The sequence below is a fragment of the Parabacteroides sp. APC149_11_2_Y6 genome (assembly GCF_054506995.1).
Map to the genome: position 1 here is coordinate 3,597,227 of NZ_CP173709.1, position 15,743 is coordinate 3,612,969.

The 15,743-nt window shown below is 38.3% G+C and carries 14 protein-coding genes; all 14 read right to left on the minus strand.

The window, feature by feature from the left end; genetic code table 11:
* Positions 1–64: 64 nt before the first annotated feature.
* A complete protein-coding gene (pdxA, locus tag ACGE0T_RS14940) occupies positions 65–1,171 on the minus strand; it encodes a 4-hydroxythreonine-4-phosphate dehydrogenase PdxA (protein ID WP_459187413.1) in 1,107 nt (368 codons plus the stop codon).
* 16 nt (positions 1,172–1,187) lie between these two features.
* Positions 1,188–2,222: a DUF4837 family protein gene (locus ACGE0T_RS14945; protein ID WP_459187414.1), complete on the minus strand. Its 1,035-nt coding sequence runs from the start codon at positions 2,220–2,222 to the stop codon at positions 1,188–1,190.
* A gap of 58 nt (positions 2,223–2,280) precedes the next feature.
* The gene (gene rlmN / locus ACGE0T_RS14950; RefSeq protein WP_459187415.1) at positions 2,281–3,312 is read right to left on the minus strand and encodes a 23S rRNA (adenine(2503)-C(2))-methyltransferase RlmN; all 1,032 of its coding nucleotides are present in this window, start codon (positions 3,310–3,312) and stop codon (positions 2,281–2,283) included.
* A 108-nt stretch (positions 3,313–3,420) separates the two neighbouring features.
* The gene (locus ACGE0T_RS14955) at positions 3,421–5,559 is read right to left on the minus strand and encodes a peptidylprolyl isomerase (protein ID WP_459187416.1); all 2,139 of its coding nucleotides are present in this window, start codon (positions 5,557–5,559) and stop codon (positions 3,421–3,423) included.
* Positions 5,560–5,624: 65 nt separating this feature from the next.
* Entirely contained in the window at positions 5,625–6,881 is a 1,257-nt protein-coding gene (locus ACGE0T_RS14960; RefSeq protein ID WP_459187417.1) for a hemolysin family protein, read from the minus strand.
* Positions 6,882–6,890: 9 nt separating this feature from the next.
* Complete coding sequence (lptC, locus tag ACGE0T_RS14965) at positions 6,891–7,562, minus strand: LPS export ABC transporter periplasmic protein LptC (protein ID WP_459187418.1); 672 nt, start codon at positions 7,560–7,562, stop codon at positions 6,891–6,893.
* Between the two features lie 2 nt (positions 7,563–7,564).
* On the minus strand, positions 7,565–8,926 hold the full coding sequence (locus tag ACGE0T_RS14970) for a tetratricopeptide repeat protein (RefSeq protein ID WP_459187419.1): 1,362 nt from the start codon (positions 8,924–8,926) through the stop codon (positions 7,565–7,567).
* A gap of 31 nt (positions 8,927–8,957) precedes the next feature.
* On the minus strand, positions 8,958–10,244 hold the full coding sequence (locus ACGE0T_RS14975) for a hypothetical protein (protein WP_459187420.1): 1,287 nt from the start codon (positions 10,242–10,244) through the stop codon (positions 8,958–8,960).
* Positions 10,231–10,950 (minus strand): type III pantothenate kinase, encoded by a 720-nt coding sequence (locus ACGE0T_RS14980; protein ID WP_459190481.1) that lies wholly within the window; start codon positions 10,948–10,950, stop codon positions 10,231–10,233. Before ACGE0T_RS14980 ends, ACGE0T_RS14975 begins: the two co-directional genes overlap by 14 nt.
* A gap of 121 nt (positions 10,951–11,071) precedes the next feature.
* Positions 11,072–11,770: a 16S rRNA (uracil(1498)-N(3))-methyltransferase gene (locus tag ACGE0T_RS14985; protein ID WP_459187421.1), complete on the minus strand. Its 699-nt coding sequence runs from the start codon at positions 11,768–11,770 to the stop codon at positions 11,072–11,074.
* A gap of 26 nt (positions 11,771–11,796) precedes the next feature.
* Positions 11,797–13,113: a NupC/NupG family nucleoside CNT transporter gene (locus ACGE0T_RS14990; protein WP_459187422.1), complete on the minus strand. Its 1,317-nt coding sequence runs from the start codon at positions 13,111–13,113 to the stop codon at positions 11,797–11,799.
* The gene (locus ACGE0T_RS14995; RefSeq protein ID WP_459187423.1) at positions 13,110–13,742 is read right to left on the minus strand and encodes a bifunctional nuclease family protein; all 633 of its coding nucleotides are present in this window, start codon (positions 13,740–13,742) and stop codon (positions 13,110–13,112) included. The genes ACGE0T_RS14990 and ACGE0T_RS14995 overlap by 4 nt, the downstream gene beginning before the upstream one ends.
* Positions 13,743–13,987: 245 nt before the next feature.
* A complete protein-coding gene (locus ACGE0T_RS15000; RefSeq protein WP_459187424.1) occupies positions 13,988–14,785 on the minus strand; it encodes a M48 family metallopeptidase in 798 nt (265 codons plus the stop codon).
* A gap of 7 nt (positions 14,786–14,792) precedes the next feature.
* On the minus strand, positions 14,793–15,725 hold the full coding sequence (locus tag ACGE0T_RS15005; RefSeq protein WP_459190482.1) for a DUF5106 domain-containing protein: 933 nt from the start codon (positions 15,723–15,725) through the stop codon (positions 14,793–14,795).
* Positions 15,726–15,743: the final 18 nt, after the last annotated feature.

Here is a 15,743-nt window from a genome sequence, read left to right on the forward strand (position 1 = left end):
TACACCCGGACAGAGCTGTATTTCCCTAAAACAGTAATATCTCTATCCGGGTGTTATCTCATTTTCAAATTTCTACATCATCTTCTTTTGTCAAATCAAGTTTTTCATTATCACCACCTTTATCGAAATATTGTTTCCGCAACGGATTTGCTGTGGCTTCACGGTATGAAACCCGGTTGCGGTAAATATCCAATGCCGTATACAAAGCTTGCCGGAATGACTCCTCCGATGCCACGTTTTGCCCTGCTATATCGTAAGCAGTACCATGTGCCGGAGACGTACGTACGATGGACAAACCTGCAGTGTAATTAACACCATCCTCCATTGCCAACGTTTTAAAAGGAGCAAGTCCCTGATCATGATACATGGCCAATACACCATCAAATTTATCATACATCTGCGAACCGAAAAAGCCGTCTGCTGCGAAAGGTCCGAAAGACATTACGCCTCTCTTCTCTGCTTCCTGGATTGCCGGAATAATGATTTCTTCTTCTTCTTTTCCCAACAAACCGTTATCTCCGGCATGAGGATTTAGAGAAAGTACTGCAATCCGTGGACGTTCCACTCCAAAATCTTGCTTAAGCGATTGATTAAAAATACGCAATTTCGATACGATTTCTTCAACTGTTATTTTCGAGGCTACCTGTGCCAAAGGGATATGTCCCGTTACTAAAGCGACCCGCAAGCTGTCTTTCATTAAAATCATCAAAGCTTTCTTTCCCAATCCCCCAAAGCATTCTTCCAAATATTCCGTATGGCCCGGAAAATGAAATTGCTGATTTTGTATGTTATGCTTGTTAATCGGTGCAGTAACTAATACGTCAACTACGCCCCTTTTTAAGTCCGTTACAGCTGCTTCTAATGCCAGATATGCTGCATTTCCGGCTATATCTGTGGACTTAGACAACTCAACCTTTGTTTCGTCATCTACGCAATTGATAATATTTACCCGGCTTTCCCCGGCATCTTCAGCTTGTGCTATGATACTCAAATTCACAGGAGAAAGCTCCAATGCCTTCCGGTGATAGGCGGCTATCTTTGACGAACCATAAATAATTGGAGTACAAAGTTCAGCCACACGGGCATCAGCAAATGTTTTTAATATTACTTCATAACCGATACCATTTATATCACCATGGGTAATCCCCACTTTAATCAATCGTTCTTCCATTTATTATGTATGTTTGTTAATTTTCTTGAGGAACACTGGGCAGTTCTTCCAGTTCTTTTTCTACAGCCCCCGGGAAACGAAGCGTATGCAGTGAAGACTCTATTCTGCGGATAAAATTACGTTTATCTGTTTCCGGAGCAAAAACGAAACCTTCAACCACCACTACCTTGTTATTTTTCTCATCCAAACGGGCATGACTTACAAACGGGCCTCCCATCATATCGCCTTCCATTCTCCATAAGCCACGTAATACGCCACAATACTGTCCATCGACTGTTGTCGGAGTATAAGTTAATCCGGCGCGCGTTTCCGTGGTCATATATGAATTAGGGAATGAACCCGGGAGATTCACTTTCAATACGGAGTCACGTTTGGCTACCAGATATGCTTCTGTAAAAGTATTTTGATCTGTATAGGGGAATGAATAAACGATAATATCCGTACGTCCGGTTTTTGCATTATTAGATGCCCAGAAAAATCCGGTTGTATCACGATAATAAGTCATATTAGCAGGAACCTTCAATTCGATTCCAAAATCTCTTTTGACATGGTCCATGACAACCGAGCTATAATCCTTCTGCAATTGGCTTACCGTACGGTCTGTCTCACATTTATTGAAAAAGTCCACAATATCTCTCGGATGTTCCGCTACATACGCAGTAATAGCATCGGCAGAAGGTGAAGACATAACCAGAACCATCTGGTTCTTGGCATACTTATTCTTTTCCGATTTCAAAGAAACCTTTGTATATTGTGACGGATTAATATTTACAACAAATATATTACGAACATAAGTCAACAAACCGTTAAACTGGTCTGGGGTTACATACGTAATTTTAAAAGCAGGTTCCGATTGAGGCAAGCCTGGTACATCTGAAGTCAATTCGGCTTTGATGGCTTTACCGGCGGCAGCATCCCAGTCAGCTTTATTCATTACAACCACTATCTCATAGGCAAATCCCGTCGAATTTCTCATCACCGGGCCTGAGCTACATGCTCCCATTACTAAAAGAAGCATCACAAAGCTGATTATCAAAGAATGTGTTTTCATACCGATTAAATTTTTTAATTATACAAATATAGTTCTTTTACTTCACACGAGATATCTTCTACTTATTTTGTTGCAGTTTTGCAGTAGAAAGCATTCCACAGGCAGCAAAAATATCTTCTCCTCGTGAAGCCCTGATTGTGCAAACTACTCCGGAAGCATTTAAAGTATCTCTGAATATCTCCATTTTCTTCATATCTGAACTTTCTAAAGGAACTCCCGGTATTGCATGGAAACGTATCAGGTTAACTCTACAAGGTATCTCATTTAATAAACAAGATAGGGCCTTTGCATGTTGCACACTATCATTCAAATTTTTAAAAACAATATATTCAAAAGAAACCCTGCGTTGGTGGGTAAAGTCATATTGCTTGATTGTTTCTATTATAGAACGGGCCGGGAATGCCTTTTCTACAGGCATCAAAGATAAACGTTCCGCCGGATAGGGAGAATGGAGGCTGACCGCCAAATGACATTCGCTTTCATCAAGAAAACGTTTTAAGCCTTTAGCCACACCAATCGTCGAAACAGTAATTCGCTTGGGACTCCAGGCATATCCATAAGATGCTGTCAATATCTCAAGAACTTTAAATAGCTCGTCTACATTATCCAACGGCTCTCCCATTCCCATAAAAACAATATTTGTCAATGAATCCGACTCTGGCAAAGACTGTATTTGATTCAAAATTTCATTCGCGGTCAGATTTTTTGTAAATCCTTGTTTCCCCGTCATACAAAAAAGGCAGTTCATTTTACAGCCAACCTGCGACGAGACACAAAGTGTTGCCCTATCTTCTGTAGGAATATAAACCGATTCAACAAAGTGCCCTACTCCAACAGGAAATAAATATTTGATTGTGCCATCCACGGATTTCATAAGGTCAGAAGGAGGAATAGCCCCTACCTCATATTTCTCTTCCAGTACCGAACGCTTAGCTGCAGCTATATTTGTCATAGCAGAAATAGAAGTTACCTTCTTTTTATACAACCAGTCTGCTAACTGCTTTGCTGCATATCCCGGTAGTCCAACTTCTGCTGCCACTGCTTTCAGTTCTTCAATGGTCATTCCCAATAAACGCCGTTTCTCACTCATATTCTTACAAAATATTCTTTATGAGGCAAAGATACAAAAAAGCCGCCGAACAAACTTGTCCGGCGGCTTCATCTTATACTTGGAGTGATTACACTGTCTTTCTAAACATTAATAAAAACGTATGCGATTATCTTCAATATTTGCATTATCCACCAGATGCTGGATAGCCTGGAAGTTAAAACGATATCCATTAGAAGCATTTAAAGCCTGAATTTCTGCAGCTTCGTCATAAGACTTCGCATCTTTGTTCTGTTCATATACCTTAAATACGTATACTCCATTATTTCCTGCAACCGGAGCACTCAGCTGGTCTTTCTGAGCCAATGAAACCATTGCGTTCAATTTCGGTTCAACACCGATACCGGCAATACGGCGGGTTGCAAAACTTATAAACTTAACGGAATCTACTGAAGAATTCATAGTCTGCGCATAAGCATCCAATGATGTCAAGTTCTTTGAAATCAAATCCTGAGAAATCTTTTCGCCCTTCTTCTGAGCTGCAATTTCAGATTTCAACATTGGAGTAACTGATTCTACAGAACGATAACCTTCTTTCAAAGTGCCCTGAACTGCTGCAATCACAAACTTATTATCACATTCAAAAATTTCGGATATTTTCCCTTTATCATTCTGGAATGCCCAACGAATGACAGGACGAGAATTCTTGATAGAACCTAAAACCTGATCGGAAGCCGTTACAGTAACATCAGAAAGAATATTATAACCAGCTTCTTTTGCTGCATCATTCAATTTACTCATATCATTATTCTTAGCAATGAACTGGTTTAGTTCATTATAAATATTTCCATAAGTTTTTGAACTTGGAGATACAGTCATATCGATATCGGCTACTTTAAACTTCTCAACATTCGATGTTTTATCTGTTACTTTCAATATATGAGTACCATACATTGACTTAACAACAGCATATCCGTTCAACGGAGTAGAGAATGCAGCTTTTTGAAACTCTTCATTCACACCACGCAATGCTGTAGCTTCAGTAAACCAACCTAATTCACCACCTTGTTCAGCCGCTTGGTCTGCAGAATATTGTTTGGCAAGGGCAGCAAAATCACCACCATTCTTCAAAACAGTCATCAAGCTATCAGCTAAAGCCTTAGCCTGAGTTTCATTACCGTTATTAACCAACATTATATGGCTTATCTTCACAGAATCAGGAGCAACTGTTTTATCAACCAATTTGAACATTCTGTATTTATCATTTTCAAAAACAGGACCATAAACCTCTCCTACATTCGCAGTTTTTACGAATTGCTTCATTTCCGGGTCTAATGCCTTTTCTGAAAAGAATGCATCCATATAAGGTATTTCCGAATTTTCATTTACAATATCCACAACTTTGTCAGATGCTACAAATTCAGCTTTCAAAGCTTCGATATCGGCACTTGCTTTATCATAATCTTCTTTACTCGGACGAATATCTACTGATATATATTTGATTACTTTAGCCGGCTTTTGCTTGAAAAGTTCTTTACGCTGATTGTACAATTTCTCAATTTCACTTTTACTCACTTCGATTGTAGAATCAGGAATAGAAGCATATGACTGCATTGCATATACAATATCAGAACTATTTACCGTACCTTCAAAAGCATCTTTGGCATCCAGTTTATTTGCTGAAACCGCTTTCGCCAATAATGTAGTATATTTCTGTGCCAAACGCTGGCGTTTAATATTCTTTTCCCAGAACATCCAGAACTGGCGTGCTTCCTGTATCTGTGCCTGTTGTTCTGCACTCATGCCTGCAAGACTTGTACCTTCGATTGTTTTCAGGAAATTCAGCAGAGCTGCTTTATCAAACATGCCTGTTTGAGGATTCTGAAACATCGGCATTTGTTGAATTACCGGTGAGATATTTTCTCCTTGAACCATATCAAATAATTCTTCCGGAGTAACTCCCATACCTAAATGCTCAACTTCTTCATTCAAAACAATATCCTGAACCATTTCATCGAATACGGACTGGCGGATTTGATTTTGATATTCATCAGGAAGGCTGGCAGAACCAGTTTGCTTCTTATACATATCAGTCATTTCTTCTATACGTGACTGATAATCCTGAATTTTAATCACTTCTCCATTTACTTTAGCAACTCTTTCCTGAGTCTGTCTAAAATAAGTCGAACCGGAGTTCAAAAAGTCTCCGATGATAAAAGCGAACAAAGCCAGTCCGACTACAAGAACCAGCAATCCCGCTTTGCTTCTGATTTTTTCCAGCGTAGCCATTTATCTTTATATGTTTTAAAAGTTTATTATTCCCATTTTAAGGGCACGAAGATACGAAAAAAAGATTAGTCTGCAACTTTCATGCGGACCAATTCAATTTTTGTTGCCGTAACTTTGATTATTTTAAAAGTATATTTCTCTATTTCAATTGTCTCATTTAACTTTGGAAATTTTTGATAAAAATGAAGGATAAATCCCGCGATTGTAACATAATCATCGGATTCCGGCAATTCCAGGCTAAACTTCTCATTTAGTGTATCTATTTCCATACGTCCGGAAAGCAAATATTCATTATCCGATATTTTTTTTGCCACATAAGATTTAATATCGTGTTCATCCTCTATTTCACCGAATATTTCCTCTACCAAATCTTCCAAGGTCACAATACCTGATGTCCCGCCAAACTCATCCACTACTACCGCCAGGCTTTTTTTATCCTGCATCAGGACTTTCATCAATTTATTAGCAGCCATTGTTTCCGGGACAATTGAGACACTTCTGATATTCTGTGTCCAATCCTCCGGATTTTTAAACATCTCCGACGAATGTATATACCCGACAATATCATCTATATTGTCATTATATACCAAAATTTTAGACAAACCGGTTTCTATAAAACGGCTTCGTAACTCTTCTAATGTTGCAGCTTTATCGCAAGCAACAATTTCCGTACGTGGCACTATGCAATCACGTAAACGGACATTGGAAAAATCCAATGCATTCTGAAATATCTTAACCTCAGTATCCATTTCTGAATTCTGTGGAGCATCTTCTATACTTTGTTGAATAAAAAAATCCAGGTCTACTTTTCCTAATGTACGTTGTCCTCCCTCTGATACATTTTTAACTCCAATCAACTTTAATATAACAAACGATAGTAACGAAGAACATTTGGATATAGGGTATAAGACGACATATATAAAAAGCAATGGCACAGAAAATAAGCTAAGTGAAAAGTTCGGATTTAGTTTAAAAATGGTTTTCGGAATAAATTCACCGGTAAATAGTATTAACAGAGTCGATATAATTGATTGAATGAGAACAATCAAAGCCTCGTTATTCACAATCCGGGCAATAAAAGGTTCCAGGATTATTGCCATTTGCAAACCATAAACAACCAATGCGATATTATTTCCCACCAACATCGTCGAAATAAACTGATTCGGGTTGCTGTAAAAAATATCCAAAATCCGGCTTGTCAGGCTTTTGTCTTTTTTATCAAGTTCAAAACGCAACTTATTAGAGGAAATAAAAGCTATTTCCATCCCGGAAAAAAAAGCAGAAAAGGCTAACGAAATTAATATGTAAGTTAATGCATTCACTTTGAGAATTTACTTTTTAGGCTCTATACGTACCGTATCCGGTTCAATAGCAAGTGAATCCGTTGTATTATTATTCACTTTTGCAGAATCTGCAGGAGTCTCACTTACAGGAAATATTCCTGTTGAATTAAATATTTTATATTGTGTCATCTCCTGATTGGATTCAAAACCTATCCCCGTAATAATTTTATCTTTTTCCTCTATCCGTATATATTTATCGGAATAAATTTTTTCTTTGTCCTGATCCCAAAACAACAAAGAAGTTTCAAATTTTTTTCCTTCAAGGCTTTCCACCTTCACATTTCCGATTAGTTTCCAAAGACGTTTCTTCTGATAATTATAGGCCGTATCAGCCATGATACTTGCTTCTGCCTGAAACAAGGTATCAAATTTTTCAACATAAATACCTTTCGGGAAATACCAATATGGTTCTTTTGCCTTATCGAAAGCAAACCATTCTTTTGCTTTTAACCGGTAACGGGTAATACCGGAATCTGAAATAAGGGTGGAAACATCTGTTGTTTTTAATGTAAAACTTTTTTCAGGATCAAATGCAACAACAACGACTTCCTTAACATCCCCTCCACAAGAGGTTGCTAATAAAAGAAGCATAACAACTACCATAAAGATAGTTGTTATGCCTTGTTTATTCGTTTTACCCGGAAAACGGTTTCTTATCATAATTATCTAATAGTTACACGCTCGCCGATCCAACCACCGATAGTGAAAGCTTTACCTTTTTCCAAATCAGGGTGCATAAATATATCTTCTGAGCCGGGAAGATGAGCACGATAAACATTTATTAATTTATTCGCTTCCTCTGCCACACTCGGATCAACTTGTTTTGCTTTCTCAAATTTATCGATTGCTGCGTAATAAACAGCTTTTTGTAATACGCCATCATCCGGATAAACAGATTTAGCCGATTTAGCATATAAGTTTCCAATCAGAATATACGGAGCTCCATAATTCGGATTAGCTTCAACAGCTTTCATGCAATACTGTCTTGATTTTGACAAGTTATTTTCAGATAAAAGCAATGCTATCATATAGTAATCTTCTGCTTTTGAAGCATTCTCGGTTTCCATAGAAGCAGCTTCTTCAAAATACTGGATAGCTTTATCATAATCTTTGTTCTTTACAGCTTGCTTTGCAATACCAAGAGCTGCATCTGCACTCGGTTCCAGCTTATAGGCATAAGCTGCAGCATCATAGAATACCTCGATTTCCTGACAACGTACACGTCTCAACAAAGAAATGATTTCTTTCAGAGCTGGCAAATTGTCTTTAGCTTCTTCTACTTTAGAAGCATACATATTCTGCAATGTTTCACAATCGGCAGCACCACTTCCTGCAAACCCTGCATCCATAGTTCCTTTATAAGCATTCAATGCAGCAAGTTCCTTTTCATTATTTGCAGCTTGCGCAGCCTTAATCTGATCTCCTAAGAGTGCAGAACATTTCAAATAATCCTGGATGTATTGTTCTTTCAGATTCGGATCATCCATCATCATCTTCAATGAAGCAAACATATACAGAGAAAGAGCCAACGGCTCTACCTGAGCACCCGTTTCATCGATTACTTCTTTCAACCAGCCATAAATAACTTTAGGATCCGCATTTTCACCTTTCCACTGCAAATAATCCTGAGCTTTACGGGAAACAATCCAGTCCTTACCATAACGACGGTCATTACCGAAATATTTCACACGTTTATCATAAACAGTCATCAAATCGTTAATGAGAGCATCTTTCTTGGCAGCATCTTTCTCATTACCAATCTTCCATCCCATAATTTTTACACCATACAGATATATATCCTTATGTGCTCCGGGGCATTCATCATAAGCCTGTTTCCAAAACTCATAAGCATCTTTAAAATTCCCTGCTTTGGCGTAAGGGACGAACAAGCTGATATTAGTTATACAACGTACGCTGTCTTCTCCCGACCCGAACGGTGTACCATTATCAACTCCTTTCTGAGCATATGCACCGAATGTCATCATGGTACATCCGATAGCAAGTAATAATACTTTTACCTTCATATTTATTTTCTATTAAAGTTAACCACTTAGATTAATCTACTTTACTCTTGAAGAACCAGAATTCATTAAATGTATAGTTTATTGTAAAACGGAAATACTGTTCATCAATCATATTCATTCTTACTTCCGGTTGCTTCTTTACATATTCGAAAGAGACATTAACCAAAGAACGGTTATCAATCAATGGTAATCCCAAACCGACACTCACTCCATATTCATGGTAACTGTCTCCTTTTGGATTTGCCTCCGTCTGATTCATACGTAAATATGAATTACCGAAATGAGCACCCATCCGATATCTAACCCGGCTGAAATATGCTTTGTTCATAAATTTCGGAATATATTCAGCACCGGCTGCTATACGATATCTGTTATTAAAACGTCCTTCTTCACCAAAGTAAGGCATTTTTTCCCAATTCTCATAAGAAAAATCAGCCGCTAACGTTAATTTATTTTGTTTCATATAAGAAAGTCCGATCCCATAAGAATTTGGCAAATCAAACGCCTGTCCGGTAATTGTATCAGAACTTATCACTTCACCTGAACCACTGGATGTATACGTTTGAATCATTTTATAAGATTTGGCATGCAAACTCTTTTTAGGTGAATAGACTAACCCCAAAGTAATACTTTCTGTCTTACTTATCGGATGGGTATATTGAATACCAAAATCCATTTTCAAATCCCGGACTCTCATTTCCTGACTTCTGGATGTATTATAAGCAGATGATCCCTCGCCTGTCATTAACACGACCTGTTCATGTTTTATATTACCGAACAAGAAGCCGAAATTAGCACCAACTGCTAAACGTTTTGGCCACAAATCCAACGAAATACCGGCATACGCATCGCTTAAACCTCCTGTACCTTCATATGATTCCGTATAAGAAACCCCATTAGATGTTCGTGCAGCTCCAAACTTATAACCGACAAATGAATAAGGTAAAATACCCACACTCATAGCGATCCGGCGATGAATAGGAAATTGCAATGCCAGATATTCAACATTCCCATTAAAATTATTTTGACGGGAATTGCCATCATCAAACTTGGATAATTGTCCTGCCACTCCAAAATCAAAGAGGAATGTAAGGGAGTCCATGCAACTATATGATGCAGGGTTCATCGGATTTATTTGCTTCGGTGAGCGTAATCCATAGCCGACACCACCCATTGCACGACCGGCTCCAAACGAACGTTCCCCCAATTCACCATACCCGAAGCGGGTATAAGGCGAATTTGTATTATTTTGTGCCATTACAGACAACTGTATGAATATAAGAACGCTTGTTATTAGTACTTTATTAATCTTCAACATTATACTCTAAGATTCTGTTTAATCCTGTCAACACTAAATTAATGTCTGCAAAGATGGAATTTTTTAATCGTCTTTCAAAATAAAACGAATGTCCGCCCGTTAAAAAAACCAAAAGATTAGGATATTTTAGTCGTAACATTTCTATATATCCATCCATCTCACAAACAATTCCATTCACAACACCCGCTTGAATAGCGGCTTCCGTATTCGTCCCAACCAAAGGGACATGCTCAGGCTCCGAAACCAATGGCAATTTTTTTGTAAAATGATTTAAAGCTCTGAAACGGGTAGTCATTCCCGGAGAGATATTTCCACCGACATAAGTTCCGGAAGCTTCAATCAATTCATATGTAATAGCCGTCCCCGCATCAATAACCAACAAATCCTTTCCCGGCTGCAAATAGTTAGCACCTACAGCTGCTGCCAAACGGTCTCTACCTAATGTATGGGGAGTTTTATATTGTACGGTAATCGGTAATGGTACCGTTTCATCCAAAAACACAAAATACTGAAGTTTCTCTTTCAGATAGGCTATCAGATTATCATCAGTATTTATAACCGACGAAAAAATACCCCGCGTCAACGGATATTTCTCCCACAGGGAAGATATGACATCCACATCGAATTTTTTGAAAACAAAAGAAGCTTCCATATGCCACTTATTGTATATAGCAACTTTCGATGAAGTGTTTCCTTGTTCTATAATGAGATTCACGAGTCTGAATTTTTCCGCAAAGAAAAACAAAATTGGTGAGATAATTCATATATCGGCAAAACAATCTAAAAAAAACACTCATTTGGCAGTGTATTCTTTTTAGGAAAAAGTATTATTCGTTCAATACATGTATTGTGTGGCAAGCTACCAATGCCGCAGTCTCTGTTCTTAACCGGCTTTCTCCTAATGAAATCGGCTCAAAACCATTTTCCAATGCTAAATGGATTTCTTCCGGACTAAAGTCTCCTTCCGGACCTATCAACACCAGAACATCTTCTCCCGGATGGTAAGCTCGCTTTAATAAGGTCTTCTTGCCATCTTCACAATGGGCTATAAATTTACGACCTTTAAAAGGACGACCAACAAATGTCTTGAAATCAGTCATTCCTTCCAACTGAGGCAAAGTAGCCTTCTGGGATTGTTTCATGGCACTAATCAATATCTTTTCCAGCCGGGATGTTTTCACTTCTTTTCGCTCGGAAAAACGGCAATGCAGGCAAGTGATGGCATCAATCCCGATTTCCGTTGCTTTCTCGGCAAACCATTCCATTCGATCCATGTTTTTGGTAGGAGCTACCGCTACATGAATCCGGCCATTCCATAAAGCCGGTTGCCTCCAGCTTTCCAGGATAGAGACTTCACAATGCTTGGGATGCGCGCGGCTAATAGCAGCCTTATAAAAAGAACCTTTCCCGTCAGTTAATAAAATCTCGTCTCCTTCCGTCAAACGCAGTACACGTATACAATGTCCGGCTTCCTCTTCCGGCAATTCGGAATTTACAGCAATATCTGGTGTATAAAATATTTGCACAGCTAATTATTTGTTTATTGTTTATTCTAACCTAATATCATCCCTATAATCGTGGCAGACAAAACAGACACCAATGCTCCGGCAATCATGGAAGGTATACCTAAGCGGGCAATCAGTTCCTTTTTTTCCGGAGCCAATACTCCCAATCCTCCCAACAATATACCAATAGATGATATATTTGCGAATCCACATAATATATAAGTAGACATCAATATTGATTTCTGATACATAAACAAACCTGCATCTCTCCACTCTTGTAGCTGGAAATATGCAACAAACTCATTCAATATCGTTTTTATGCCTAACAGAGAACCAACCAACATCATATCCTGATAAGGCACCCCTATCAACCACATAAAAGGAGAAAGCAGGACACCCAGAATAAATTGAAAAGTTAACCCCTGGGCTTTACCATCGGTTATCGCTATAATCCAGTCGTTTAGACCGGTATAATGCCCTATAATATCATCCAATATATAATTGGCAAATGCGACCAAAGCAATGAATACCAATAATAAAGCAGCAATATTCACTAATAACTTCACACCTATGGTAGTTCCGGAAGCCAGAGCCTCCAATACTGTCGAGTGTGTACTTTTTGTTCTCATTTTTACAGAAACATTTTCTACGGCTTCCGTTTGAGGACAAAGTATTTTAGCAAGAACAATAGAACCCGGCACCGCCATCAAGGATGCTGAAAGTAAATGTTTTGCAAACAATATACGGGCTACCGGATCTCCACCAGCCAACATACCTATATAAGTACCCATTACAGTACCAGCTATAGTGCCCATACCTGCCACCATCACCAAAAACAATTCAGACTTAGTCATTGAAGGCAAATAGTTCTTAATTAATACGGGGGACTCAGTCATGCCTAAAAAAACATTTCCAGAAACAACCAATCCCTCTGCCCCCGAAATATTCATAACCTTCCGCAGCAACCAGGCAAAAGCCCCTACTATTCGCTGTATAATTCCCCAATGATAAAACAAAGAGACTAATGCGGAGAAAAATATAACGACAGGCAATGAATTCAAAAGAAAAATAAAACCTTTACTATTAGCAATCAGTGGTCCTAAAAGAAATTTCACACCTTCCTGGGTAAAGTCCATTAATTTGATAAAGACTTTTCCCATATATTCAAAAACAACACCAATCACCGGTATATACAAAACAGCCAGTGCAAAAACAATCTGCAGGAAAAGTCCTCCTGCAACTAATTTCCAATCGATTCGTTTCCGGTCATAACTTAGCAAATAAGCGACTCCCAAAATGGTTGCAATTCCTAATATACCACGTAATAAAGACTCCAAACTAAAACCTACCGATTGCTCTATCATATAGAGTTCCCTTCCTCTTCACGCCTCCGTATCTCATCCTTGTACATTTTGGCATATTCATAATTTTCTTCAGAGATAGCCTCTTCCAAACGAACCTTCAACTCATCTTTTCCAATGAGAGAAAGCCATTTTTTCAATACAGCCTCATCCTTTATATCCTCCGGTTCCAAATCCAGAATCGAATCTTCTTCTTTTTTCTCTTCCGTTACAGTGACATCTTCCAGCACCACACCACATTCTTCCACAATCTCCGGGGTTGTATAGATATCACACTTTACACGCAAAGCTATTGCTATCGCATCGGATGTTCTTGAATCCAGACGGATTGGCTCCTGTCCATTATCAAATAAAAGTTCCGAATAAAAAACTCCATCCTCAAATTTATAAATGAAAACTTCACGCAAACGGATACCGAATGCTTGTGCAAAAGTCGCAAACAAGTCATGAGTCAAAGGACGCGGAGGAGTTATATGCTCTAATGCGATCGCTATAGATTGAGCCTCAGATGTTCCAACAATAATAGGAATGCGACGAGGGCCTTGCTCTTCCGCCAAAATCAAAGCATAAGCACCTGATTGTATCTGGCTGTTTGTCAACCCCTGCACACGTAATTTAATTCTTGTATCCACTTCATTCAGATTTTTAGTCCATAGACAAAAGTATATATTATTTCGGAATATATAAACACAAAAAAAGGCTATCTATCACAGACAGCCAATCTTCATTGCTAACCTTAAATCTAATACCATGAAAAACACAGTGCAAATATAAGCGCCTTTATGTTATAAAACATATTCCCACGGTATAAACTTCACGAATTTAAGATTATTTCGTAATTAATCGCCACCTATTAAAGGGCATTAACGATTTATCTTTAATTATTCTTTGCGTACTCATCCGCTTTTTCTTTCATCCGCTCCACGCGTTTCTGAGTTTCAGGATGACTGGAAAATAACTGGCGGAATTTAGATGACTTGGGCGCATCACTACTTAAATCCAATAATTTTTTCAAAGCGTCATGCATACTATATGCATCGAATCCGTTTGCTATACTAAATTCAAAACCGTAATCATCAGCTGCATTTTCCTGTTTCTGGGAATATTGTGCACCGGCAAGCGCTTCCACCATACTTCCAAGTTGGGAATCGGTTAAGTTTGCTACAGTATTACTTGCAGCTCCGGCTGCATTTTTCGCAGCAGAAGTCAAATAAGCTTGTTTCATTGCATCCTTTGAGTCTGTATGCAACACATGACCGATCTCATGACCGATAACAGCCAGCACTTCATTATCACTCATCAGTTCCATTAATCCGCCACAGACACGCACACTTCCATCTCCACAAGCAAAAGCATTCACGTCTATTACATTATAAACTTTAAAATTCAAATTCAGACCATCCACTTTGATGTCTTTAGTAAGATTTTCCAAGCGTTGCCCCATTTCCGTATCCGGGCCAGCCACTTCATTATGAGTATCCATCCACGCTATATACTCCTTAGCCATCGCTGCAACATCAGCATCCGATAAAGTAACTGCTTTGGCCACATCCGAAGCAGCCCCTACGATTTTTTTAGTATTGATTGTCTTATTACCAATCTTAAACTGAGCAGAAGCTCCCATGCCAATCCCTAAAATCAGGGACATAGATAAAAAAACTGTTCTTAGTTTCATTTTCTTCTTACTTGTAAAGTTTGTATTGTAAAAATTCTTCTACTTGATTAAATGTCGCATCTTTCAAAATAACTTTTTTATCCGCATCCAACAAATAAAGAGTTGGTATTGCCTTCAAATCATAAACCTCATCATTCTTAAGACTAATTGACTTATCATATGAATTAATCCAGGTTGAAGGTATATGGGATACATAATCTTTCCATGCTGCCAGATCTTCGTCCGGATAAACAGCTAATATCTTTATTTTTTTATTTTTGAAAAGATCTGCCAGAAGAGATGATGCTGTCAACTGTTCTATAATTTCTTTACATGCCTCACATCCAGGATTATAAAAAAACAATAACAGATAATCAGCCTTTACATTATATAATGTCCCCGATTGCCCATCAGCCATTGTATAAGTAAAATTTATAGCCTTTTCCCCTACCCTGTTTTTCTTTGCCAATTCAAGCAAATGAGCAGGACGTATCTTATTCACCTCATCCAGAACAGGTGATTCCAATATTTTTTCTAACACGCTGATATATAACTCTTCATTTCTCATTGGAGAATTGGGATCATACAAATATTTTTCGTACAAATTTGAGAAATAAGCAAACATTGTACTATCAGCTTCTGCCTTCCCCATCATACCCTTTATGGATACTGACGCAGCTTCCGGTGATACATATTTCATTATATCAATGAAATTAGTCAATGCTTGTTCGGTTACTTCGGGGAGGTGTGTTAAAGTCGTATCTCTAAAATCGAACTTATCCCAATAATGTTTAGCAAGATATTCTGCACGTTTTTCCGGCTCTGTTATCATACTGGGAACAGATACCATTTCAAAAGTACGTTCCGGCGTGCTTTCCTGAGTTGTTTTTGCTTGCTGTTGACCATTACAAGCGTTAAAAATCAAAGACAATGCCAACATAAAAAAAACTCTGATCATCATAGCTTTACGTTTATCTTG